The organism is Pseudomonas sp. GW458-11-26-14-LB4, assembly GCF_059423925.1.
The window spans coordinates 197007-219646 of record NZ_JBWKYU010000007.1; the positions used below are offsets into that span (position 1 = coordinate 197007).

Annotated in this window: 18 protein-coding genes; 6 read left to right on the top strand and 12 right to left on the bottom strand. The window is 60.8% G+C overall.

Features of this window, described 5'->3' with window-relative positions; all coding sequences use genetic code 11:
* Positions 1-55 precede the first annotated feature (55 nt).
* Together htpX and AC07XZ_RS11820 are read right to left on the bottom strand one after the other, a co-directional pair.
* Positions 56-943: a protease HtpX gene (gene htpX, locus AC07XZ_RS11815; RefSeq protein WP_007955710.1), complete on the bottom strand. Its 888-nt coding sequence runs from the start codon at positions 941-943 to the stop codon at positions 56-58.
* A 303-nt stretch (positions 944-1246) separates the two neighbouring features.
* On the bottom strand, positions 1247-2458 hold the full coding sequence (locus AC07XZ_RS11820; RefSeq protein WP_007955711.1) for a pyridoxal phosphate-dependent aminotransferase: 1212 nt from the start codon (positions 2456-2458) through the stop codon (positions 1247-1249).
* A gap of 225 nt (positions 2459-2683) precedes the next feature.
* On the opposite strand from AC07XZ_RS11820, the gene msrB reads away from it, so the two are divergent.
* The 3 genes from msrB to AC07XZ_RS11835 all read left to right on the top strand — a co-directional run bounded on the left by msrB (position 2684) and on the right by AC07XZ_RS11835 (position 4125).
* Entirely contained in the window at positions 2684-3079 is a 396-nt protein-coding gene (gene msrB / locus AC07XZ_RS11825; RefSeq protein ID WP_064383288.1) for a peptide-methionine (R)-S-oxide reductase MsrB, read from the top strand.
* A 102-nt stretch (positions 3080-3181) separates the two neighbouring features.
* Positions 3182-3667: a glutathione peroxidase gene (locus tag AC07XZ_RS11830; RefSeq protein WP_085607138.1), complete on the top strand. Its 486-nt coding sequence runs from the start codon at positions 3182-3184 to the stop codon at positions 3665-3667.
* On the top strand, positions 3664-4125 hold the full coding sequence (locus AC07XZ_RS11835) for a MarR family winged helix-turn-helix transcriptional regulator (RefSeq protein WP_085744964.1): 462 nt from the start codon (positions 3664-3666) through the stop codon (positions 4123-4125). The genes AC07XZ_RS11830 and AC07XZ_RS11835 overlap by 4 nt, the downstream gene beginning before the upstream one ends.
* Here the strand turns inward: AC07XZ_RS11835 and AC07XZ_RS11840 are convergent.
* A complete protein-coding gene (locus AC07XZ_RS11840; RefSeq protein WP_371857315.1) occupies positions 4109-6472 on the bottom strand; it encodes a hybrid sensor histidine kinase/response regulator in 2364 nt (787 codons plus the stop codon). The two genes, AC07XZ_RS11835 and AC07XZ_RS11840, sit on opposite strands and share 17 nt — an antisense overlap.
* 124 nt (positions 6473-6596) lie before the next feature.
* Here AC07XZ_RS11840 and AC07XZ_RS11845 point away from each other — a divergent pair, with 124 nt between their 5' ends.
* Together AC07XZ_RS11845 and AC07XZ_RS11850 are read left to right on the top strand one after the other, a co-directional pair.
* Positions 6597-7487, top strand: coding sequence for an ATP-binding protein (locus tag AC07XZ_RS11845; protein WP_007955716.1), 891 nt, complete (start codon positions 6597-6599; stop codon positions 7485-7487).
* On the top strand, positions 7484-7966 hold the full coding sequence (locus tag AC07XZ_RS11850; RefSeq protein WP_011335287.1) for a GAF domain-containing protein: 483 nt from the start codon (positions 7484-7486) through the stop codon (positions 7964-7966). The genes AC07XZ_RS11845 and AC07XZ_RS11850 overlap by 4 nt, the downstream gene beginning before the upstream one ends.
* Here AC07XZ_RS11850 and AC07XZ_RS11855 read toward each other — a convergent pair whose 3' ends face one another.
* From AC07XZ_RS11855 to AC07XZ_RS11890, 8 genes are all read right to left on the bottom strand, one after another.
* Positions 7967-10909, bottom strand: a complete 2943-nt coding sequence (locus AC07XZ_RS11855; RefSeq protein ID WP_102686456.1) for an HD domain-containing phosphohydrolase — start codon at positions 10907-10909, stop codon at positions 7967-7969.
* 48 nt (positions 10910-10957) lie between these two features.
* Positions 10958-14602 carry a transporter substrate-binding domain-containing protein gene (locus AC07XZ_RS11860; RefSeq protein WP_085744961.1) on the bottom strand — a complete coding sequence of 1215 codons (3645 nt, stop codon included), beginning with the start codon at positions 14600-14602 and terminating at the stop codon, positions 10958-10960.
* Positions 14603-14610: 8 nt separating this feature from the next.
* A complete protein-coding gene (locus AC07XZ_RS11865; protein ID WP_007955724.1) occupies positions 14611-15237 on the bottom strand; it encodes a response regulator transcription factor in 627 nt (208 codons plus the stop codon).
* Between the two features lie 308 nt (positions 15238-15545).
* A complete protein-coding gene (locus AC07XZ_RS11870) occupies positions 15546-16874 on the bottom strand; it encodes a deoxyguanosinetriphosphate triphosphohydrolase (protein ID WP_085744960.1) in 1329 nt (442 codons plus the stop codon).
* 68 nt (positions 16875-16942) lie between these two features.
* The gene (locus AC07XZ_RS11875) at positions 16943-18106 is read right to left on the bottom strand and encodes an EAL domain-containing protein (RefSeq protein ID WP_085744959.1); all 1164 of its coding nucleotides are present in this window, start codon (positions 18104-18106) and stop codon (positions 16943-16945) included.
* 124 nt (positions 18107-18230) lie between these two features.
* Positions 18231-18569 (bottom strand): hypothetical protein, encoded by a 339-nt coding sequence (locus tag AC07XZ_RS11880; RefSeq protein ID WP_085744958.1) that lies wholly within the window; start codon positions 18567-18569, stop codon positions 18231-18233.
* A complete protein-coding gene (locus AC07XZ_RS11885) occupies positions 18566-18952 on the bottom strand; it encodes a phage holin family protein (RefSeq protein WP_085744957.1) in 387 nt (128 codons plus the stop codon). The genes AC07XZ_RS11880 and AC07XZ_RS11885 overlap by 4 nt, the downstream gene beginning before the upstream one ends.
* A gap of 2 nt (positions 18953-18954) precedes the next feature.
* Positions 18955-19269, bottom strand: a complete 315-nt coding sequence (locus AC07XZ_RS11890) for an ElaB/YgaM/YqjD family protein (RefSeq protein ID WP_085744956.1) — start codon at positions 19267-19269, stop codon at positions 18955-18957.
* Positions 19270-19587: 318 nt separating this feature from the next.
* On the opposite strand from AC07XZ_RS11890, the gene AC07XZ_RS11895 reads away from it, so the two are divergent.
* The gene (locus AC07XZ_RS11895; protein WP_102686455.1) at positions 19588-20796 is read left to right on the top strand and encodes an ammonium transporter; all 1209 of its coding nucleotides are present in this window, start codon (positions 19588-19590) and stop codon (positions 20794-20796) included.
* Here AC07XZ_RS11895 and AC07XZ_RS11900 read toward each other — a convergent pair.
* A complete protein-coding gene (locus tag AC07XZ_RS11900) occupies positions 20793-22505 on the bottom strand; it encodes a cation:proton antiporter (RefSeq protein WP_102686454.1) in 1713 nt (570 codons plus the stop codon). The two genes, AC07XZ_RS11895 and AC07XZ_RS11900, sit on opposite strands and share 4 nt — an antisense overlap.
* Between the last annotated feature and the right edge of the window lie 135 nt (positions 22506-22640).

The following is a 22640-nucleotide window of genomic DNA, read 5'->3' on the forward strand; positions in this document are numbered from 1 at the left end:
CAGGCAAAAAAAGGCCCGCATCACTGCGGGCCTTTTCGTTGGTGCGCCGGTTTGATCAGCCGCGACGACGCAGGGCGTCGATACGCTCTTCCAGCGGCGGGTGGCTCATGAACATGCGGGCGAACCCTTGCTTGATGCCACCGTTGATGCCAAAGGCGTTCAGGGTGTCCGGCATGTGCACCGGCAGGCCTTGTTCGGCGCGCAGGCGTTGCAAGGCGTTGATCATCGCGCCGGTACCGGCCAGGCGGGCACCTGCATCGTCGGCACGGAACTCGCGTTTACGCGAGAACCACATCACGATGGCGCTGGCCAGAATGCCCAGCACCAGCTCGGCGAAGATGGTCGCGATGTAGTAGGCCATGCCTTGGCCTTCTTCGTTCTTGAAGATCACCTTGTCGACGAAGTTGCCGATGATTCGCGCGAAGAACATCACGAAGGTGTTCACCACGCCCTGGATCAGCGCCAGGGTGACCATGTCGCCATTGGCCACGTGACCGATCTCGTGAGCCAGCACGGCCCGCACTTCATCTTCCTTGAAACGCTCAAGCAAACCCTGGCTGACTGCGACCAGTGCGTCGTTCTTGTTCCAGCCGGTGGCGAAGGCGTTGGCTTCATAGGCCGGGAAAATCCCCACCTCGGGCATCTTGATCCCGGCTTCCCGGGACAGTTGCTCGACGGTTTGCAGCAGCCATTGTTCGTGGCGGGTGCGTGGCTGGGTGATGATCTGGGTGCTGGTGCTCATCTTCGCCATCCACTTGGAGATGAACAGCGAGAACAGGGACCCGGCGAAACCAAAGACTGCACAGAAAACCAGCAGCTGACTGAGGTTGAGATCAACCCCGTTGGCCGCCATGAACCCGTTGAAGCCGAAAAGGCTCAGGGTGATGCTGGCTATCAGCACGACCGCCAGGTTAGTGGCCAAAAACAGCAGGATGCGCATCATGGTTGTAGAAATCTCCTCAAGCTAAAGATGTAGCGTACTGCGGGGTATATAAGGTGCGGCACCTGGCGATTCAACCGAGTGACTATTTCAAACTGTGTCCTACACCGGATTTGTCGGGCATAGGATATTTCCCACTGCTGAATCCGGTATGGATGACAGGCACACGGCACCCGGTCTCATTGCGTCAGGCACGCATGATTCGTATGAGTCGCAAGTGTAGAAGGTGCTGGAGGAGGGGCGGAGCAGAAGTGTTGCTGAATCAGACAGTGCGCAACGTTCGGGCCGTTGCGCACTGAGCGCCGGTTACTGGCGGTAGGACTTGAGGAAGTTGCCGATACGACCGATGGCCATGTCCAGGTCATCGACCCGCGGCAGGGTGACCACGCGGAAGTGGTCAGGCCACGGCCAGTTGAATGCCGTACCTTGCACCACCAGCAGCTTCTCGGAGAGCAGCAGATCGAGCACGAATTTCTCGTCGTTGTGGATCGGGCAGACTTTCGGGTCGATCTTCGGGAACGCGTACAGTGCGCCCATCGGCTTCACGCAGCTCACGCCGGGAATGTCGTTGAGCAATTCCCAGGTACGGTTGCGCTGTTCCAGCAGGCGACCTTGTGGCAGCACCAGATCGTTGATGCTCTGGTAGCCGCCGAGTGCGGTCTGAATTGCATGCTGGCTCGGCACGTTGGCGCACAGACGCATGTTGGCCAGCATGTCGATGCCTTCGATGTAGCTGTGAGCGTTGTGTTTCGGCCCGGAAATGGCGATCCAGCCGGAACGGAAACCCGCCACGCGATACGACTTGGACAGACCGTTGAAGGTCAGGCACAGCAGGTCCGGGGCCAGCGAAGCGGTGCAGATGTGCACGGCGTCGTCGTAGAGGATCTTGTCGTAGATTTCGTCGGAGAACACCACCAGGTTGTGCTGGCGGGCCAGCTCGAGCATGCCCAGCAGCACTTCCTTCGAATACACCGCGCCGGTCGGGTTGTTCGGGTTGATGATCACCATCGCCTTGGTGTTCGGTGTGATCTTGGCCTTGATGTCGGCCAGGTCCGGGAACCAGTCGGCACCCTCGTCGCACAGGTAATGCACCGCGTTACCGCCGGCCAGACTCACGGCTGCGGTCCACAGCGGGTAGTCCGGCGCCGGCACCAGCACTTCGTCGCCGTTGTTGAGCAGCGCCTGCAGCGACATCACGATCAGCTCGGACACGCCGTTGCCCAGGTAGATATCTTCGATGCCGACACCTTCGACCTGCTTCTGCTGGTAGTACTGCATCACCGCCTTGCGCGCGCTGAACAGGCCTTTGGAATCGCTGTAGCCCTGGGCGGTCGGCAGGTTGCGGATCACATCCTGAAGAATTTCGTCCGGCGCTTCGAAACCAAAGGGCGCCGGGTTGCCGATGTTCAGCTTGAGGATGCGATGGCCTTCCTCTTCCAGGCGTTTGGCGTGCTTGAGCACCGGGCCGCGAATGTCGTAGCAGACGTTGGCGAGCTTGTTCGATTTGCTGAACTGCATGGCGATGTGATCCCGAAAATGAACGATCCAGGCGGCGGGTGGACAACCGTGCTGGGAATCCTGCGTCTTCACACAGGCAAGTGTCTCGAGCGGCGGTTTCCAATAATCCGTTTGAATGCGCAGGAACCCGCTGCCAGACTGGCGTGTGACGAGGCGCAATCATACGTGCCGCCCGATCCGTGGAAAAGGTACAGATCGGGCTTTTTCAGCCGCTGAGGTGTGATGATGGAAAAGATTGAAAAGACCCTGGAAGAATGGCGGGCGATGCTCGACCCCGAGCAATACAACGTGTGCCGTCTCAGTGCTACCGAGCGACCGTTCTCCGGTAAATACAACGCCACCAAGACTGACGGTGTCTATCACTGCGTCTGCTGCAACGAGCCATTGTTTGATTCCAAGACCAAATTCGATTCCGGTTGCGGCTGGCCAAGCTTCTACGCGCCGATCGGCGAGAGCGCCATGACCGAAATCCGTGACACCAGCCACGGCATGATCCGCACCGAAGTGAAATGCGCCAAGTGCGATGCGCACCTGGGCCACGTATTCCCTGACGGTCCGCCGCCGACCGGCCTGCGTTACTGCATCAACTCGGTGTGCCTGGACCTGGTGCCGCGCGAGTAACCGATACGGGCGATCCATGGGTCGCCTTTCGAATAATTAAATTGCACACAATTCAATTGCTCGCTATTTTTGCCGTCTACCCATTTTTCAAGAGTGCGCACCATGAGCGATAACCTGCTGAACATTCCGTGCACCACCATCAAAGGCGAGCAGAAGACCCTCGCCGATTTCGCCGGCAAGGCAGTGCTGGTGGTCAACACCGCCAGCAAATGCGGTTTCACGCCGCAGTACAAAGGCCTTGAAGAACTGTGGCAGACCTACAAGGATCAGGGCCTGGTGGTGCTGGGCTTCCCGTGCAATCAGTTCGGCAAGCAGGAGCCGGGCAACGAGGGCGCCATCAGCGAGTTCTGCGAGCTGAACTACGGTGTCAGCTTCCCGCTGTTCAAGAAGATCGAAGTCAATGGTAACGGCGCGCATCCACTGTTCGTGCAGTTGAAGAAACGCGCGCCAGGCGTGCTGGGCTCTCAGGGCATCAAGTGGAATTTCACCAAGTTCCTGATCGGCAAGGACGGCCAGTTGGTCAAGCGCTTCGCCCCGGCCACCAAGCCGCAGGATCTGAGCCGCGAGATCGAAGCCCTGCTCAAATGAACAGCCTGTCCGCCGATTCGCTGAAGCTCGACAGTCAGCTGTGCTTCAAGTTGTATGCCGCATCGCGGGCGGTGATCCGTGCCTACAAACCGATGCTCGATCAGCTTGGCCTGACCTACCCGCAATACCTGGCGATGCTGGTGTTGTGGGAGTGGCAGCAATCCGCGCCGGAGCAGCCGACGGTCAAGGCGCTGGGTGAACGTCTGGCACTGGATTCCGGCACGCTGACGCCGCTGCTCAAACGTCTGGAGCAACTGCAACTGGTCCAGCGTCAGCGCTCGGCCCGGGACGAACGCGAGGTTCATCTGAGCCTCACGCCGCAGGGGCAGGCGCTGCGTGAACAGGTCGGGCCGTTGAAGGCGCGGCTGTTGTGCGACAGCGGGGTGGATCTGGACCGGCTCAATGACTTGCGCGACGGTCTCGATCACTTGCTGGGGCAGATCAAAGCACTGTCGTAGTCGGAATCCACTGGTCCAGCAGCGCCGCCAGTTCTTCCCGACGGAACGGCTTGGCCAGATAGTCGCTCATGCCCGCTGCCCGGCAACGTTCGCGCTCCTCGGACATGGCGTTGGCGGTCAGGGCGACAATCGGCAGATGCGGCCAGCGCCCGCTCTGACGGATCTGGCGGCTGGCTTCGTAGCCGTCCATCACCGGCATGTTGCAGTCCATCAGCACCAGATCGAATTCGTCGTGTTCCAGCTGATCCAGCGCTTCCACGCCATGGGCGGCGACTACAACGTCGCAACCGAGTTTGCCCAGCATGCCCTTGGCCACCAACTGGTTGACCGGGTTGTCCTCCACCAGCAGCACCCGACCGCGCCGCTGCGACGGCACGCTTTCGAGGCGTGCGCGGTCGATGGTGGTGAGATCCGGCAACAGCGTCCGGCGCAGATTCTGATACAGCGCGTTGCGAGCCAGCGGTCGCGCCTGCTGCTGCAACGGGGCGAGGGCGGCGGCTTCTTCACCCGGCATGAAACTGCCGTAGGCAGTCACCAGCAGAATCGGTGCCGTCATCGCCGGGCGCAGGCCGAACAGGCATTCCGGGCAGTCGGTGATGATGACGTCGGGGGACAGACCGAGCAGCGGGTCGTCGAGGGTTCGCTGCTCGTAGGTCAGTCCCCAGACCGGCAGCAGACTTTCCAGCAGTTCCGCCAGCCCGCTGACCGCGTTGGTGATTGCCAGCACCTTGCCGTGCAACGGTGGCGGAATCACCGCTCGGGTGTGGCAGGGCAGTGGCAGTTCGGCGCAGAACTGACTACCGAAACCCACTTCGGAACTGATGGTCAGGCGCCCCTGCATGGCTTCGCACAGGTTGTAGGTCAGTGCCAGGCCCAACCCGGTGCCGCCGTACTGGCGGGTGATGCCGGCACCCGCCTGGGTGAACGGCTGGAAAATCTTCACCTGCGCTTCCTGGGCGATGCCGATACCGGTGTCGCAGACTTCGATCCGGACGCCGTCTTTCCAGGTGGACAAGCGCACATCGACCCGACCGAAGCGGGTGAATTTCAGGGCGTTGGACAACAGGTTGCTGACGATCTGCCTGACCCGGGTCGGATCGCCGAGCACCAGCGCCGGAAAGTACGGATCGATCAGGCAGGTCAGTTCGACACTCGGCGCCGCGTTCTGCGACAGCAGGTTGGCGGTGTCTTCGATCAGCGAGCCAAGATCGAATGGAATGTGTTCGAGCTCCAGTTGCCCGGCATCGAATTTCGACAGGTCGAGAATATCGTTGAGCAGCTCCACCAATACCTTGCCCGAGTCGTGGGCGATCGACAGTTGTTGCTGTTGTTCGGCGTTGAGCGGGCCGTCGAGCGACAGGGCGATCATCCCCAGCAGGCCGTTGAGCGGGGTGCGGATCTCGTGGCTCATGTTGGCGAGAAACGCCGAGCGTGCCTCGGCCATGTCCAGTGCCGTGCTGCGGGCCACTTCCAGTTCCTGGTTGGACTGGCTGAGCCGCGCGTTGATCGCCTTGAGCTCGGCGGTACGCGCCGACACGATGTCTTCGAGTTGCGCGAGGTAGTCGGTGAGGCGGTTTTCCGCATTGCGCCGCTGCTGGATTTCGGTGGCGATGTTTTCGAACTGCTGGTTGGCAACCTTGACCAGCACGCCGATCTCGTCGTTGGCGTGCCCGCCCGGACATTCCAGGGTCGTCGGCTCGGCGCTGCGCGGGTCGCGGCCGCTGAGTTCGCGGATCACCCGCACCAGCGGTTTGGTCAGCATCACGTAGAACAGCGCGAGCAGAATCCCGGTGAGAATCAGGCTGCGGGCAAACCCGTTGAGCAGCGTGACCTCGGCCCGGCGCAGGAAGCGGCTGCCGAACGCGTAGGTGTCGACTTCCAGTTTCAAGGTGCCGAGGGATTCGTTGGGCAGGTGATCGAGGTAGAGGCGGTCTTCGAACTGGCGTTTGGCGCCGAACAGGAAGTCGCTGATCATCCGGTAGCCGCTTTGCAGCTCCGGGCGTTTGACGTTGGCCAGCACCGTCTGATTGTTGTCGGTCAGTTGTGCGGAAATGATCGCCGGCGAGCGCAGCAGGCCCAGGGTCAGTTCCTGCGCCAGTTCGGCATCGATGTTATAGGCGATGCGCGAGGCCGGGTTGTGGCTGATTTCCAGCAAAGACAGGATTTCACGGTTGATGGACGCGTCTTCACTGGCATAATCGATGCCGATTTGCAGCAGGCTGAGCAGCGTGCCCAGAATGAACCCGACCAGCACGGTAAGCCGGGCCTGTTTGTACGACAGCCGGTGGGTGAATTTGATATCCATGGGGTGTTGAACCACTTCCGTTTCCCTTCGCTGCTCAAGCATAGTCGATCATGCATGGATTCCGGGGTTCCCGAAGCGCCTTGTAACAAGGGCCGGGACTGGTTTCGAACGCTGTGTGTCGTCGCTGCACCGCCATCATCACTGTGAACGAGCCCGAGGAGAAGACGTGGATTCCCGATTGAATGCTTTTCTTGAGCGCGCCGAGTCGGTTCTGGCGCGGATCGAACCACTGCTGCCGGCTCCACGCCCGGTCATCGACTGGGGCACCTGCCTCGCCGCACGCTGGCAGCGTGACGGTCGCAGCGGTTATCTGCTGCCGCTGGAAGTTAGCCTCGACATGCGCTTGTCGGACCTGATCGGCGTCGACCGCCAGCTGGAGCAACTGGGCCGCAACACTCAGCAATTTCTCGACGGCATGCCGGCCAACCACGCGCTGCTGTGGGGTTCGCGCGGTACCGGTAAATCGTCGCTGGTGCGGGCGCTGTTGGCTGAACACGCCAAGGCCGGTTTGCGTTTGATCGAAATCGAGCGCGATCACCTGGCGGACCTGCCACGGGTGGTGGAGCAGATCGCCAAGCTGCCGCAACGCTTTGTGCTGTTCTGCGACGACTTGTCGTTCGAGTCCGGTGAAGGCGACTACCGCGTGCTGAAAAGCGTGCTGGACGGCTCGCTCGAACAGGCACCTGACAACGTGTTGCTGTACGCCACTTCCAACCGTCGTCATCTGGTGCCGGAAAAGGAAAGCGACAACGAAAACTGGAAGCGCGTCGATGGCGAGCTGCATCCGAGCGAGGCGGTAGAAGACAAGATCGCGCTGTCGGATCGTTTCGGCCTGTGGCTGTCGTTCTATCCGTTTACCCAGGAACATTTCCTCAACGTCGTCGAGCACTGGATCGGCCAGTTGGCCGCCAAGGCCGGCCTGAGCTGGGAGCGCGACGAACAGCTGGACATTCTCGCCGTGCGCTGGGCAACCGGCCGTGGCAACCGCAACGGACGTTGCGCGTACCAATTCGCCCGTTACTGGGTGGGACTGAAATTGTTGGAGCACAAGGCATGATTGATTTGCAACAGAGCGGCCAGGGCCTCGAAGGCTATGGCATGTTGGCCGCGCAACTGGAATCGCTGCTGGCGGACGAGCGCGATTTCATCGCCAACGCCGCGCAGTTTTCGGCGTTTCTGTTCAACCAGCTCGATGACCTGAACTGGGCCGGTTTCTACCTCAATCGCAACGAAGAGCTGGTGCTCGGTCCGTTCCAGGGCCAGATCGCCTGCGTGCGCATTCCGTTCGGACGCGGTGTGTGCGGCGCGGCGGCTGCCAGCTTGCAAACGCAACGGGTTGAAGACGTTCACGCGTTCCCCGGCCATATCGCCTGCGACAGTGCGTCGAACAGCGAACTGGTCGTGCCGTTGGTCAAGGACGGCCGTCTGATCGGCGTGCTCGACCTCGACAGTCCGAAGCTCGCGCGTTTCGGTGCCGACGATCAGGCCGGGATCGAACAACTGGCGGCGATCTTCCTGCGCCTGACCGACTGCTGATCACGCCGACAGGCCTGCCTTGAGCAGCACGGCCGCCGGGTCCACGGCATCGATCTGCCGTGGATCGAGAAACCGCGTGGCGTACTGCAAGTACACGCCATCGCGGATGAACAGCCCGAACAACTCCGCATCGATGTGCGCCTCGCGGCACATGGTGGCCATGATCCCCAGCGCTTCACTGAGGGACTTGGCCTTTTTGTACGGGCGGTCGGCGGCGGTCAGGGCTTCGAAAATATCGGCAATCGCCATCATGCGCGCCGGCAGGCTCATGTCTTCGCGTTTCAGGCGCTTGGGATAACCGGTGCCGTCCATCTTTTCGTGATGCCCGCCGGCGATTTCCGCCACGCTGTTCAGATGCCCGGGGAAGGGCAGGTGGCTGAGCATCAGGATCGTCTGCACCATGTGGTGGTTGATGATGTAGCGTTCTTCGCGGGTCAGGGTGCCCCGGGGGATGCTCAGGTTGTACAGCTCGCCGCGATTGTATTTATAGGGCGGCACGTCGAGCTTGAAGCCCCACGGATTGTCCTCCGGAATCAACTCACCTTCGGCGCGCTCCAGCAGATGCTCCGGCTTGTCTGCCAGCAACGGTTCGGTGGCCGGCAAGGTCGGTGCCGGGGTGCGTGACTGACGCCGGTTCTCTTCCCATGACAGGCCCAGCCGATCATCCAGCGTGCGCGTCCATGGGCGTTTCGCGATGCCTTGCAGGCGTTGCAGGTCGGCCTCGGCCATCGCTTCACTGCCCAGATTGCAGTGGGCGACGAATGCAAAATCATCATCCAGTGCTGTCAGGGTTGCGTCGCGCAGCTCGGCCAGTTGCCGCTCTTCGCCGCCCATGGCCAGGGCTTGCCAGTAGCTGACCCAGGCATCGCGCTTGAGCACTTCGAAGCGGGTGCGGATTTCATGCAGGCGATCGTTCAGGGTTTCCAGTTTGGTGGCTTTGTCGACCACGTATTCCGGGGTCGTGACCTTGCCGCAATCGTGCAGCCATGCGGCGATGTGCAGGGCCTCCCATTCGTCTTCGTTCGGCTGGTAATCGCTGAATTCCGGTGCCTGACTGGCCGCGGCGGCGTGGGCGAGCATCAGGGTCAGCTCCGGCACACGCTGGCAATGCCCGCCGGTATAAGGGCTCTTGGCATCGATCGCGCCGGCCAGCAGTTGAATGAACGCATCCAGCAGTTGCTTCTGCCGGGCTTGCAGGCGCTGACTTTCGATACTCACCGCGGCTGCCCCGGACACTGCTTGCAGGAAGGCGATGCGGTCGGGCCGGAGCTTTTCCAGATCACTCGCCGTGCCGCTGTCATTGATCAGCAGTACCAACAGGCCGACGGTTTCGTTGTGCCGGTTATGCAAACGGATACCGATCAGATGCACCCTCGGCGACGCCATGGCCAGCAGCACTTTCTGCAGATCGGTGGCCTGTTCGAAGCCCAGATTGCTCACCACCGTGTTGGCGTTCGCCAGTTGCCGGAACCATTCGGGGCTTTGAGTGGCGTCAAGATTGCGCCCCTGAATATCGAACGCGGCCAGGGCTTGGGAAGCGCCATCGACCACCAGCCCGTAGGGCTCCATGCGATTGCCGTCGTTTTCGCGCAGATAAATCAGGCCCGCCTGAGCCTGGGCGATCTGCACGGTCTCGAACAGCGCCCGTTGCAGCAGCGGTTCGAAGCGGGTTTCAGCAGTCAGGCTGTCGGTGATCCGAAAGAAGCTGGCCAGGGTGTCCTTCATGCGGGCCATCGACAGACTCAGCTGGTCGACCTCCAGCACCGGTGATCGACGGGTCACGGGAAAATTGAAATCGAAGCTGCGGATCGCATCGGCTTCCTTGACCAGCGCATGCAGCGGCTTGACCAGAATTCGCGAGATCAGCCACCCGAGCGGCAGGCACAACAGCAGGGTGGCCAAGGTGATCAGCGCGCCTTGCCAGCGCATGCGATAGGCATCGACCAGCAACTCGTCCTCCGGCACCAGCAACGCCATCTGCAAACCTTTCGGCCCGCCTTCCTGCAACTGGCTGCGGGCAACGATCCATAGCCGACCGTCGGCCTTGAGTCGGTTGCCCTGATGGCCGGACAACAAGGCGCCAAGGGCGGGGCTCAAGTCGGCTGCCTTGGCCAGACGCGCCGTACGGTCATCGACGATCAGCCGGCTGCTGTCGGGGTAGGCCACGGCGTTGCCATCGGCGTCGAACAGGACGATTTCCGTGGCCGGTGTCACCACGTGTTTGATCAGGGTTGCGGAGAGTGCGTCGAGGGTCAGGTCGGCGCCGATTACCGCGTCATCACCGCTGCGCCGGGCCAGTGTTGTGCCGACGTTGTGGGTGGAGAAAAAGACGTAGGGTTCGGTGGTGATCTGTTCGGTCTGCTGCCGTGCGTTGATGTACCACGCCCGGCTGCGGGGATCATAAGGATCGTCGGGATTGTCCTGCCGGCCGACCGGGGACAGGGCCTGGTCGAAGAACAGCGACTGCGAATGCGCCTGACCGCTGGCGTCGTGTTCGATGCTCCAGACCTGAAATGCCGCGGCGTCGGGTGCCTTGAGCAGGGTTTTCAGCGCGGGTGTGCGCAAAGGACGGACCATGAAAAAATCGCCGTTGCCATAACCCAGGTACAGCGAGGCCAGGTCCGGGTTGTCCGTCAGTGACTGGCTGAACGGCTTGAGCAGCGCCAGACGCGGTTCGAGGCCGGAAGAGCGGGCGGCGGGGGTCTCCGCCAGCAGGCTCAGCAGGTGTCGAATCGGTTCATAAGTGGCCTGCAGATCAAGGCGCACATCCTGTTCGATGCGGTTGAACAGTTTTTCGCTGCTCGACAGGATGATCTGCGTGGTCTGCCGATAGTTGAACAGACCCAGCACCACCCCGGTGAGCAACAGCAGAAAAGTGAACATGACGCTGATGTGCACATGCAGCGGAAACCGGCGTTGTTCCGGGCGCAGTGGGCTGGGCATTGCGGACTCTCCGTATAGGTAAGCACACTGCTCAGCGTCCAAGCATAGTTAAGCCCCGGTCACTTTGCTCTGGTGGATCCGGGCGAGTTGCTGTTCCAGTGCCTGCTCCAGTTCCAGGATGGCGAGACGGCTGGCCTGACAGCGACGCTCGATCTCATCCCCCGGCAGCGCTTGCAGGCACGCCTGCTCAAGCGCATCGCAGCTGTCGATCAGGCGCGAGGCCTGGGCAATGCGGGCCGCGCCCTTGATCTTGTGGGCGATGACGGCCAGCGCAGGGGGATCTCGAGTAAGGGACAGTGCCTGCAATTCCTGTCGGTCAACGCGGCTGCTGTTGAGCAGTTCTGCCAGCAGGCGGTGAGTCTGGGAAGGGTTGCCGCCGGTCAGCAGTGTGAGCCCCTGCAGGTTGAACGCCGGCGCGCGGAACAGCGGCTGAACGCTGTTGACCCATTGGCTCAGGCTGTTGAGGCTCAGGGGTTTGAACAGGCATTCGTTCATGCCTGCCTGCTTGCAGCGCAGGATCTCTTCGGGCTGGGCATTGGCGGTGAACCCCAACACGGTGCAAGCCGGGCGGTGGGTCAGCTTTTCGTGCTGACGAATCGCGCGGGTCAGCTCGTAGCCGTTCATGACGGGCATGTTGCAATCGGCGATGACCAGATCAAACTCACCGCTCTTCCATTCTTCCAGTCCGCGCAGGCCGTCTTCGGCGATACAGAAACGATGGCCGAGGTATTCCAGCTGCTGGCACATCAGCAACCGGTTGGCCGGATGGTCATCGACCACCAGAACCGTCAGCGGGGTGAGAGACGCGTGAATCTGCGGCTCGTCCTCAGCTTTTGTCACTCTCGCTGGAAAAATCGTCAGTGGCAGCGACAGACTGACCTGGGTGCCGACTCCGGGCAGGCTGCTCAACCGCAGTTTTCCACCCATCATCTCGCACAGGTTACGGCTGATGACCAATCCCAGTCCTGCACCGCTGACGGTTCTCTGTCCGCCATTACCGGCCTGGGCAAAGGGTTCGAACAGACGCGACTGATCCTGCGTCGTGATCCCGATGCCGCTGTCCTGTACGGTCAACTGCACCATCGAGCGTTCGGGATCATTCGTGGGTAGAACATCCAGCGTGATCCTGATGTGTCCTTCTTCGGTGAACTTGATGGCATTGCTGATCAGGTTCGACAGCACTTGCTTGAAGCGCAGGGGGTCGAGGTGCACATCGACATTCAATTCGGCAGGAGTGACGCTAACTTCCAGTGAGAGCTGTTTCTGTCGGGCGAGGCCTTCGAAGATCCTGACCACTGAGCCTATGGTATCAATCAGGTTGATTCGCTCGGGGTGCAGGCTCAATCGCCCGGATTCGATGCGGGCAATGTCCAGTATGTCGCCGATCAGGCCCAGCAGATCCTTGGCCGAATGGTAGGCCGTTTCGATTCCGGAGCGATCCGGGTGAGCCTGATCCATGCGCTTGAGCGTCAATTCGAGCATGCCGATCACTGCGTTCATCGGGGTGCGGATCTCGTGGCTCATGGTCGCCAGGAACGTACTTTTGGCGCGATTGGCATCGTCCGCCCGTTCCTTGGCCGAGCGCAGTTCGTCGAGCAGCTCGCGACGCTCACTGATGTCGATCCAGCCGCCGATGATCCCCCGCACTTCACCACTGGAGTCCCGGTACGGCAGGATCCAGTGATAGATCGTCAGGCGCCGGTTGCCGATCTGCAGCGGCCGGTCGAGCACCAGCGGCCTGCCCTCGGCCACCACCCGCTGGTAGTCGGCCTGAAAAGTCTGTGCCTCGAAAGCATTATTCAATGCACCCTGCATCACGCTTTTGCCGATGACGTCTTCACGCCGGGCATTGAACGCATGGAGATAGCTGTCATTGCAGCTTTGCAGAAGTCCCTGTCGGTCACGCACATAGATTGGATGGGGCGTGCCGTTGACCAGTGAACCCATGAACTCCAGCTGGTCGTTCAACGCCCGTTCGGCTGCCTTGCGTTGATTGATCTGGCGGCGCATGTAGGCATTCCAGAACAGCGACAGCAGCAACAGCAGGCAGGCCCCGCCGATCGCCTGATAGAAAAAACGCTGGTATTGACGCCAGGTGCCTTGCGAAACACTTGAGTAACCCCGCCAGCGGCCATTGATGATGCCCAGTTCTTCGGGGGTAATGCTCATCAGGGTCTTGTCGATGATCGAGCCCAGTTCCGTGCTGTCCCTGGCAGTTGCCAGCGAGAACGCCGCCTGACGTGTGCCGATGGTGGTGGTGATCTGCAGTGGCTGTTCGAAAATGCGGGAGGAGATGAAGTAGTTGGCGATGACCAGCGAGTTCACTGCGCCCTCGACCTGGCCTTCGTCGAGCAACGCTACGGCGCTGAAGGTGTCCGGCGTTTCGATCAGCTGGATACGTGGAAATTCGGTGCGCAGGTATTCGATCATCGGATTGCCCTGCGCGATCGCCAGACGTTTGCGTTTGAGCTGGCCCAGGTGCGTCGGGCTGTCGGCCGCTTTTCGGGTCAACAGAACGTAGGAGTTTTCCAAGTAGGGACGGCTGAAGGTCAGGGTTTCCTCGCGCTGAGCGGTGGGTAGCAGGGCGGCAATCAGGTCGGCCTGGTGATTTTCAATCTGCCTGATCATCTCGGCATCGCTGCGACTGCGGCGTATCTCGAATCGCAGACCGGTGCGCAGGCGAATAAGCTCGAGCAGGTCGGCACTGATGCCGCGAAAGTTGCCATCACTGTCGAAGAACGTCAGCGGTGCGAAGGCCTCGTTGACGACGACACTTACCACCGGATTCCTTTTCAGCCATTGTTCTTCACGCTTGGTCAGTTGCAACTTCTGGTCGGTGAGCAGTGTGTCGCTGCCGACACTCCAGCGTTTGGCGATGTTTTCGCGCTCGCTGCCCGGAACCGCCTTGAGCACCGCGTCGATGATGCCGGTCAATTGCGTATTGTTGCGATGCACGGCGAAGCTGAAGCCGTGGGCTTCGTGCTTGCCGAAGTTGGCCATGCGGATGTTGTTCAGATAGCCCTTGCTGATCATGTAGTGAGTGGAGATGGTGTCGCCGAGAAACACGTCCGCCTGATCGAACGCGACGGCATTGATCGCGTTCTGGTAGGACGGATAGGAGGTGATGAGGGCTTTGGGATACATCGCCTTGACCTCCTCCAGCGGCAGGTAGTGATAGAGCATGCTCAGCCGCAGACTGGCCAGGCCTTCGGTCAGAGAGCGGGTTTCGCCTTCGCGTGTGACCAGGACCGGTTGATCGACTGCGTAGGGCCTGGACAGCATGATGTTGGCGTTCTCCGCTTCGAACCCGTTGGACGTACCGAGCATGTCGATGCTGCCCTCGATCAATGCGCGGATCGCGGCCTCGCGCGAGGCGAAGCGCCTGACCTTGACCGGTAGCCCCGTCGCCTGTCCCACCAGCCCGGCGTAGTCCGCTGTGAAACCTTCGTAGTCGTGTCCGCTGGTTGTCATGTCGAAAGGGGGGTAGTCCGGAGCGGATGCTCCCAGAATCAACTCATTGCGAGTGTGCAGCCACGCCTCTTGCGATGGCTCGAACAGGACCGGAATTGATCTGTCGGTCGAACGCGCGAGCAGGGCAAGGTCCTGGAAGGTTGACGATGCAACTGTGACAGGCGCGCTGAGACTCAGGCATGCACTCAATGCAATCAGAAAACTCTTTAAGCGACTGGGCATGTTGGCTCTCACACGAGTGCGTTACGTTTGGCCATTTCGATAAGTTCTACAAGGGACTTGGCTTTGAGTTTTTGCATCAGGCGTTTTTTATAAGTGCTGACGGTTTTATTGCTGAGAAACATGCCTTTGGCAATTTCCTTGTTGGTGCGGCCTTGGGCAAATAGTTGCAGGACCATGAGTTCCCGATCATTGACGGACTTGAAAAGTTCAAGTTCTACATAGCGCACATCATCGTGACGAACCGGATTCAAGGCCTGGCTGGGAAAGTAGTTATAACCGGACAGTACGGCTTTGATTGCACTGACCAGTTCACTCAGGTCTTCCTGTTTGCATACATACCCCGACGCACCTGACTGCATGCAGCGAATGCCGAACAGGGTCGGGCATTGTGCGGTCAGCACCAGGGTCTTGAACGGCGAACTCATGGAGTTGAAGCGGGCCAAGACCTCCAGACCGTCGAGTTTGGGAATGCTGATGTCGAGAATGATCAGGTCGGGCATGCATTCGCGAACCATCTGCATGGCATCGACACCGTTATCGGTTTCTCCGACGACTTTATAACCTTCATGCTCCAGCAGCATTCGAACGGCGAGGCGGATGACCGGGTGATCGTCGACAATAAAAACGGAGTTCATAATCAAATCCCATACGAGCGCGAATAAAGGGCGCACCTTAGCTCAGATGAATGAGCGGTCGCATGAACTGACGGAGTGTTAGCGGCAATCTAGGATAAGTCCTACAAATAAAGAGGAATCAGACTACGTGTTAACTAGGTTTGCCGTAGGTAGATGCGTGAGATGTCCAGTGACGGGGCTTGATATAAGTTTAAGTGCGCAGAGAAAGTTTATCGGGAAAAGACATTCGATGATTGTTCTTTGTTTATTTAAGACATTATCTTCGGCCCTCCCGACCAATCCATTGCAGATCGGTCGGGAAGCAGGCGTCAATGGCTGGAACGTCCGGTCATTTCCAGTGCCATGTCACTGGCGTAGCTGTCGGTCATGCCGGCGATGAAGTCGATCATGCGCAGGAACGATGCATGCAGCGGGCCGTGCGGGTTCGGCGCATTATTGCCCAGCAGATCGAGAATCCGGCGGCTCTTGAACGACGGCGTGCGGCCGTTGTGCTGTTCCAGGGCAGCACCGCAGAAGGCGTTGAGCAGAATCTCCAGGGTCGTGTAGGCGCCGATCTCATGCAGGGTCTTGCGCTTGTCCTGGAAGATTTTCTTGCGGGCGATGTCCTTGGCGTTCAACACACAGCGTTTGGCCGGTCCGTGCATGTGTTCCACCAGATCCCCCGGCAGCGTACCGGCCAGCAGCGCGTCCTGTTGTTCGACGAATGCCCGGGCAGCGGCGTTGGTCAGGTGCTCGATGGCCTTGCCGCGCAGGATCGCCAGTTTGCGCCGGCGCGAATCCTGGGGACCGAGCTGGCGATAGGTTTCCGGCAGATCATCGCCGACCAGGCCGAGCAGCAGCGACTCGACTTCGGCGTATTCCAGCAGCTCCATTTCCAGGCCATCTTCCAGATCGATCAAGGCGTAGCAGATATCGTCCGCCGCCTCCATCAGATACACCAGCGGATGGCGCGCCCAACGCTGCTCTTCCAGTTGTGGCAGACCCAGCTTGTGGGCGATCTGCTCCAGCAACGGCAACTCGCTTTGGTAGCAACCGAACTTGTGCTTTTTGTAGCCGAGGGAGTCGGCGTGACGGGCGGTCCACGGGTACTTCAGGTAAGTGCCGAGGGTGGCGTAGGTCAGCCGGGTGCCGCCGTCGAACTGGTGATACTCCAGTTGCGTGAGGACCCGGAAGCCCTGCGCATTGCCTTCGAAGTTCAGGAAGTCACCGCGCTCGGCGTCGCTCATCGCATCCAGCCAGCCACGCCCGGCAGCCTGCTGGAACCAGTGACGGATCGCGTCTTCGCCGGAATGGCCGAACGGCGGGTTGCCGATGTCGTGCGCCAGGCAGGCCGACTGGACCACCATGCCCAGATCGCTCGGCTCGCACCATTCAGGCAGGGCGCGGCGCAGGGTCTCGCCGACACGCATGCCCAGCGAGCGGCCGACGCAACTGACTTCCAGCGAGTGGGTCAGGCGCGTATGAATATGGTCGTTGCTCGACACCGGATGCACCTGGGTCTTGCGCCCCAGGCGGCGGAAGGCGCCGGAGAAGATGATGCGGTCATGATCTTTATGGAACGGGCTGCGGCCAAGTTCCTGCGGGCTGTGCAACGGTTTGCCGAGACGTTCGCGGTTGAGCAGGGTATGCCAATCCAAGGCTGATTCTCTCCGTCTGGTGACTGATTCCCTAGCTTCCCGGTTCAGGCTGGCATCTGCAAGCGCAACTACAAGCCCGCCGCATCAATGTCGATCAGCAGCAGGCGCTCGCCGTTATCGAAAAACTGTCCGGCGGTCAGGCAATACTGGTTGCTGGTGGCGTCGCGATAGGTGTTGGAAAGAGTCAGGCGCCGTTCTTCCCAGCCTTCGGCCAGCAGGTGATAGAAGTACGGGCGCCACGACCAGTTGTGGCCCAGGTAGCGGTTGTCGGCCACCCAGCCGCTCTGTCGCCATTCCAGGTTCGGCGTCAGCTGAGTGCCGTGACGGTCGCATTGGTAAAAGCGCAGCAGCCAGGGGAACGCGTCGAGCTGTGGCAGTGCACTGAGCGGAGCGCGGGCCTGGGCCCAGGTTTGCAGGATGGTCATGAGTTCGCTGAGCTGCTGGCGCATGAACATCAGTTTGCTGCGCTCGGCCAGCTTCTGACGCACGTAAGACTGGCGCAGCTCGGCAAAGCGCTCCACGAAGTCATTGGTACCGAAAAGCGCCTCCTGCGCCCGGGCGAACAGAAATCCCTGCACGTAACGCGATCCGCACTCCAGCGCAAAATTCAGTTGCGCTGCGGTTTCCACGCCTTCTGCGATGATCCAGCAGCCGGTCTTTTCGGCCATTTGCGCGAGGGCCTTGACCACGTCACTGCTCGGTCCGCCAAGTGCGGCGGCCTGGAACAGGCGCATGTCGAGTTTGAGAATGTCCGGTTGCAGCGCCAGCACGCGATCAAGCTGTGAATACCCCGCGCCGAAATCATCGATGGCAATCCGGGCGCCGGCATCGCGATAGCGCGCCACGACTTCGGTCAGGCGCTGGCTGTTACCGCCCAGTTCAGTGATCTCGAAAACAATCCGTTGCGGGTCGATACCGTGCCGCGCGAGTTGCTTCAGGCTGGGCAGTGCTTGGTCGGCACGCAAGCGGCTGATCCAGCGCGGTGACATGTTCAGGCTGAGAAACCAGTCCGGCGGCGCCTCGTGCAGTCGACTCAGCGCGTTGTCGCGAATCTGCCGGTCCATTCGGCGCAGCGCGATGGCCGGGGTGCGCGGGTCGGCGAACAGCGGTCCGACCGATGCCAGTTGGCCATCGGCCTGGCGCAGACGACCCAGTGCCTCGACGCCTGCAATGCGTCCGGTGGCGGTATCGATGAAAGGTTGAAAGCAGGCGAGCGGTTGCCCGTCGATCACGGGGCCTCCTTGTCGTTCTTGTTCTGATCAGATTTTGCCGGCCGGATAGGCAAGCGGGATTGAATCTCCGGATAAGAGATTCAATCCCGCCGGTGTTGCAAGAATGCAGCCAGATGCGTGGGGATCAGCGCTTGCTTGAACTCTGCATGACCAGCTTGATCAGCGGAGCGAGGCTGGTGCCCAGGCGGATCAGTCGGGTCAAGCCGCCGACGCCACCGCTTTTGGCCCCTTTACCCGTGATGAAACCCAGCAGCGTCACAGCCGCCACGCCCCACAACGGCGCGTGCTTGATGCCGAAACCGCCCTGCAGGTTCTGCGTCATGCCACGCATACGATGCAGAGGTTGCAAGACCTGGCCGGTTTCATGGCGGATCTCCTGTCGATGCATTTCCATGCGCAGGCGGATCAGTGCCTTGCGCATTTCCCGGCGTGAGCTGTTGTGCGGAAGTTCAGGCAGGCTCATGGCAGCAGGCGCTCCCGATCATTGGCCAGTTCTTCCAGCGTGCCGTGGAAGGGCGAGGATTCATCGAAGATCGCGGCTTTGAGACGCAGCGCGCAAAAGATTGCCGCCAAGGTGTAGAACACGCACAGACCAATAATTGCGGCCAGGCGATACGTGTCCCAGAACACGATCAGGACAAGCGTCGACAGGCCGACCAGCAACAGCAGCGCAAACACCAGCGCCAGACCGGCGAACAGCAACAGGCTGACGGTGCGTGATTTCTGTTCCTGCAGTTCGATGCCGAACAGTTCGACGTGGCTGTGCAGCAGACCGAGAACGGCAGCCCCCAGGCGACGCGTGGAAGAGGCGGTGCCCGCATTCGGGCCGGATTCACCGATCGACATGATCAGCGCCGCGTGGCCAGCAGGCCGATCAGAAAGCCGACGCCGGCGGCGATGCCCACCGATTGCCAAGGGTTGGCCGACACGTAATCCTCGGTGGCGGTGACCGCCGCCTGACCGCGCTCGCGTAGGGTTTCTTCGGTCAGCTTCAGGGTTTCCCGCGCGCGAAGCAGGCTTTCGTGGATCTGTTCGCGCAGCTCGTCAGCCTGATCACCGGCCAGCGTGGCGGTGTGTTCCAGCAACCGCTCAGTGTCGCTGACCAGAGTCTGGAAGTCGTTCATCAGGATTTCTTGAGCAGTCTTTGCCTTGATGCTGGCCATGAGGGATCTCCGTAAGTGGCGTTCTGAAGCGGTGTTCTGAAGCGTTCGAGTATGAGCCAAGTGTGAAGGTTCAGTGCAAATGGCTGGTACAACTTTTGCTGTGTCGTGGTGCGTCGATCGGTGGCAGTGCGCTGTTGCCGGGCGCGAAGCCGGGCAGAGCAAGGCCCGGATGATGAAGGTTCATGTCAGCCCATCGACCTTGTGCGCCAAAGCGGTTCACCGAACCACCGGATCAGTGATCGTGCAGTCGCAACTTGGTGCATGAAATGCGCGCATGAACCGCTTTGGTGCCTTTTTCTGCCTTGGGTCTGCCTCCTCATGGAAAATCTGCAAAGCGCTGTGGACACGCTGGTTCACAGTTCCAACACGTTGTTCATTCTGATCGGTGCGGTCATGGTACTTGCCATGCACGCCGGTTTCGCGTTTCTGGAGGTCGGAACGGTTCGCCAGAAAAACCAGGTCAACGCCCTGTCGAAAATTCTCAGCGACTTTGCGGTGTCGACCCTGGCCTATTTCTTTATAGGCTACTGGCTTTCGTACGGGGTGACCTTCCTGCAGCCGGCGGCGGTGCTCAGTGCCGATCATGGTTATGGGCTGGTGAAGTTTTTCTTCCTGCTGACCTTTGCGGCGGCGATCCCGGCAATCATCTCCGGCGGTATCGCGGAACGGGCGCGGTTTGTGCCGCAACTGTGCGCCACGGCGCTGATCGTAGCGTTCATCTACCCGTTTTTCGAAGGCATGATCTGGAACGGCAACTACGGTCTGCAAGCCTGGCTGACCGCGCAGTTCGGTGCCCCTTTCCATGACTTCGCGGGTTCGGTGGTAGTGCATGCCATGGGCGGCTGGCTGGCGCTGGCGGCGGTGTTGCTGCTCGGGCCGCGTAACGGGCGCTATCGCGATGGCAGGCTGGTGGCGTTCGCGCCGTCGAGCATTCCTTTTCTGGCGTTGGGTTCGTGGATCCTGATCGTCGGCTGGTTTGGCTTCAACGTAATGAGCGCGCAGACCCTGCAAGGGGTCAGCGGACTGGTGGCAGTCAACTCGCTGATGGCGATGGTCGGCGGCACGGTGGCGGCGTTGATCGTCGGGCGCAACGATCCGGGCTTCCTGCACAACGGTCCGCTGGCCGGGCTGGTGGCGGTGTGTGCCGGTTCCGACCTGATGCACCCGGTCGGCGCGCTGGTGACTGGCGCAATTGCCGGCGCCCTGTTTGTCTGGTGCTTCACGGCGGCGCAGGTCAAATGGCGCATCGATGACGTGCTGGGTGTCTGGCCCTTGCACGGTCTGTGTGGCGTGTGGGGCGGCATTGCCTGCGGGATCTTCGGCTCGACCGCGCTGGGCGGACTCGGCGGCGTCAGCCTGACCAGCCAGTTGATCGGCACCGCCCTTGGTGTGGCAGTGGCGCTGATCGGCGGTTTCGCCGTCTATGGTTCGATCAAGGCACTGCATGGTCTGCGCCTGAGCCAGGAACAGGAGTACTACGGCGCCGACCTGTCGCTGCACAAGATCGGCGCGGTGAGCCAGGACTAGATCTCCTCATCGTCGGCTCCGGGGTAAAAGCCGTGAAGCAGGCGATAACGATCGATGCGCACCTGATCGACTTTCTCCTGCACCCGGTGCGCAGGAAACCCCAGCAGGATCAGTGCATGGGAACCGAGCATCAGGCTCGACTCCAGCAGTTCCGGCACCACTTCGCTGGCGCCGGCTGCTTTCAACTCGGCCGACTGGCTGTCGTCCCGGGTGCGCACCAGGATCGGCACTGTCGGGTTGAGGCGTCGGGCCTCCTTGAGAACCCGCAAGGCCACATCGGCCTGATCCACGGCAATCACCAGCAATCTGGCGCGCAGCAAACCAACGGCGATCAACAGATCGCCGCGGGTTGAATCGCCGTAGTGGACGTCGCGTTCGGCGGTGGCGGCTTCCTGAATCCGCACCGGATCGTTGTCCAGCGCGACGTAGGATTGCCCGGCATTGCGCATGAAGCGTCCGATCGACTGACCGACACGGCCGTAGCCACAGATCACCACATGCCCGTCGAACCCGGCATTGAGGGCGCTGATTTCCTCGATCTGCGCTTCCTGATTGGGTTTGCGGTGCAGGGCGGCGGCGATTCGCGGTGCGGCGCGTAACAGCAGGGGCGTCAGCAGCATCGAGCAGAAGGTGGCGGCGAGCAGCAGGGCGCCGATCTCGGCGGGGAGCAACCGGCTCTGCTGCATCTGCGCCATCAGGGCGAAGCAGAATTCACCGCCCTGGGCGAGGGCGAGACCGCTGCGCCAGGCCGTTTCACTGTCGCTGCCGCGCCATTTCACCAATAGCGCCACCACCAGGCCTTTGATCACCAGCAAACCCAGGGTCATCCCGATAATCAGCAGGCTGTGGCTGGCGAACAGTTGCAGGTCGATCAGCATGCCGATGCTGACGAAAAACAGTCCCAGCAGAATGTCGCGAAACGGCCGGATATCGGCCTCGATCTGATGCCGGTAATGGCTCTCGCCCAGCAGCATGCCCGCGAGGAACGCGCCGAGGGCCGGAGACAGGCCCAGCAGGTGGGTCAGCCAGGCCGTCAGCAACACGATCACCAGTGCCAGCAGCACGAACAACTCTGCTGAGCGGGACGCCGCGACTTCCTGAAACAGGCGGGGCAGTAGCCAGCGGCTGGCCAGCAACAAACCGAAGAACAGCAAGACGGTCTTCAACAAGGTCAGGGGCAACGCCCAGTACCAGGCCTGATCACTGCTGCCGGCGAACACCGGCACCAGCGTTAGCAGCAACACGGCCACCACGTCCTGGAACAACAGGACACCCACCGCGTTCTGGCCATGGCTGCTGAAGATTTCGCCGAGACTGCCCAGCTCTTTGGTTACGATTGCAGTGGATGACAACGACAGGCCAGCGCCCAGCAGCAAGGCCGGTGTAGCAGGCATGCCCAACAGCATCAGCACGCCTCCCAGCAGGAATGTGGTGATCAGCACCTGCTGGCTGCCCAGTCGGAAAACCACCTGGCGCAGGGCAATCATTTTCGACAGCGAGAACTCCAGCCCCAGGGAAAACAGCAGAAACACCACGCCCAGTTCGGCAAGATCCGGCAGATGTTCGCTTTCATTGATCCAGTCGAATGCCTTAGGCCCGACCATCAAGCCCACGCACAGGTAGCCCAGCACAGGCGGCAGGCGCAGGCGACGGAACAGGGCAATCATCACCAGGGACGACGCCAGAATGATCAGCAGATTGGCAAACACAAGGCACTCCGGGACAGGTCAGGCTCTTCAAGCGTAGAGGTAAAAAACACCGGAGCATCGCGTAAATGGCGATTTTGTGGGCTGATTTACATCAGGGTTTTACAAGGGACGGGATCGAACCCGGTGGGTGGGTCG

What these genes read in the sequence shown, in the direction of transcription:
- AC07XZ_RS11850 (WP_011335287.1), top strand. Translation starts at nt 7,484, where the DNA reads ATGATTGATTTGCAACAGAGCGGCCAGGGCCTCGAAGGCTATGGCATG.
- msrB (WP_064383288.1), top strand. Translation starts at nt 2,684, where the DNA reads ATGGAAAAGATTGAAAAGACCCTGGAAGAATGGCGGGCGATGCTCGAC.
- htpX (WP_007955710.1), bottom strand. Translation starts at nt 943, where the DNA reads ATGATGCGCATCCTGCTGTTTTTGGCCACTAACCTGGCGGTCGTGCTG.
- AC07XZ_RS11885 (WP_085744957.1), bottom strand. Translation starts at nt 18,952, where the DNA reads ATGTCGATCGGTGAATCCGGCCCGAATGCGGGCACCGCCTCTTCCACG.
- AC07XZ_RS11880 (WP_085744958.1), bottom strand. Translation starts at nt 18,569, where the DNA reads ATGAGCCTGCCTGAACTTCCGCACAACAGCTCACGCCGGGAAATGCGC.
- AC07XZ_RS11860 (WP_085744961.1), bottom strand. Translation starts at nt 14,602, where the DNA reads ATGCCCAGTCGCTTAAAGAGTTTTCTGATTGCATTGAGTGCATGCCTG.
- AC07XZ_RS11890 (WP_085744956.1), bottom strand. Translation starts at nt 19,269, where the DNA reads ATGGCCAGCATCAAGGCAAAGACTGCTCAAGAAATCCTGATGAACGAC.
- AC07XZ_RS11840 (WP_371857315.1), bottom strand. Translation starts at nt 6,472, where the DNA reads ATGCTTGAGCAGCGAAGGGAAACGGAAGTGGTTCAACACCCCATGGAT.
- AC07XZ_RS11865 (WP_007955724.1), bottom strand. Translation starts at nt 15,237, where the DNA reads ATGAACTCCGTTTTTATTGTCGACGATCACCCGGTCATCCGCCTCGCC.
- AC07XZ_RS11820 (WP_007955711.1), bottom strand. Translation starts at nt 2,458, where the DNA reads ATGCAGTTCAGCAAATCGAACAAGCTCGCCAACGTCTGCTACGACATT.
- AC07XZ_RS11835 (WP_085744964.1), top strand. Translation starts at nt 3,664, where the DNA reads ATGAACAGCCTGTCCGCCGATTCGCTGAAGCTCGACAGTCAGCTGTGC.
- AC07XZ_RS11855 (WP_102686456.1), bottom strand. Translation starts at nt 10,909, where the DNA reads ATGCCCAGCCCACTGCGCCCGGAACAACGCCGGTTTCCGCTGCATGTG.
- AC07XZ_RS11830 (WP_085607138.1), top strand. Translation starts at nt 3,182, where the DNA reads ATGAGCGATAACCTGCTGAACATTCCGTGCACCACCATCAAAGGCGAG.
- AC07XZ_RS11895 (WP_102686455.1), top strand. Translation starts at nt 19,588, where the DNA reads ATGGAAAATCTGCAAAGCGCTGTGGACACGCTGGTTCACAGTTCCAAC.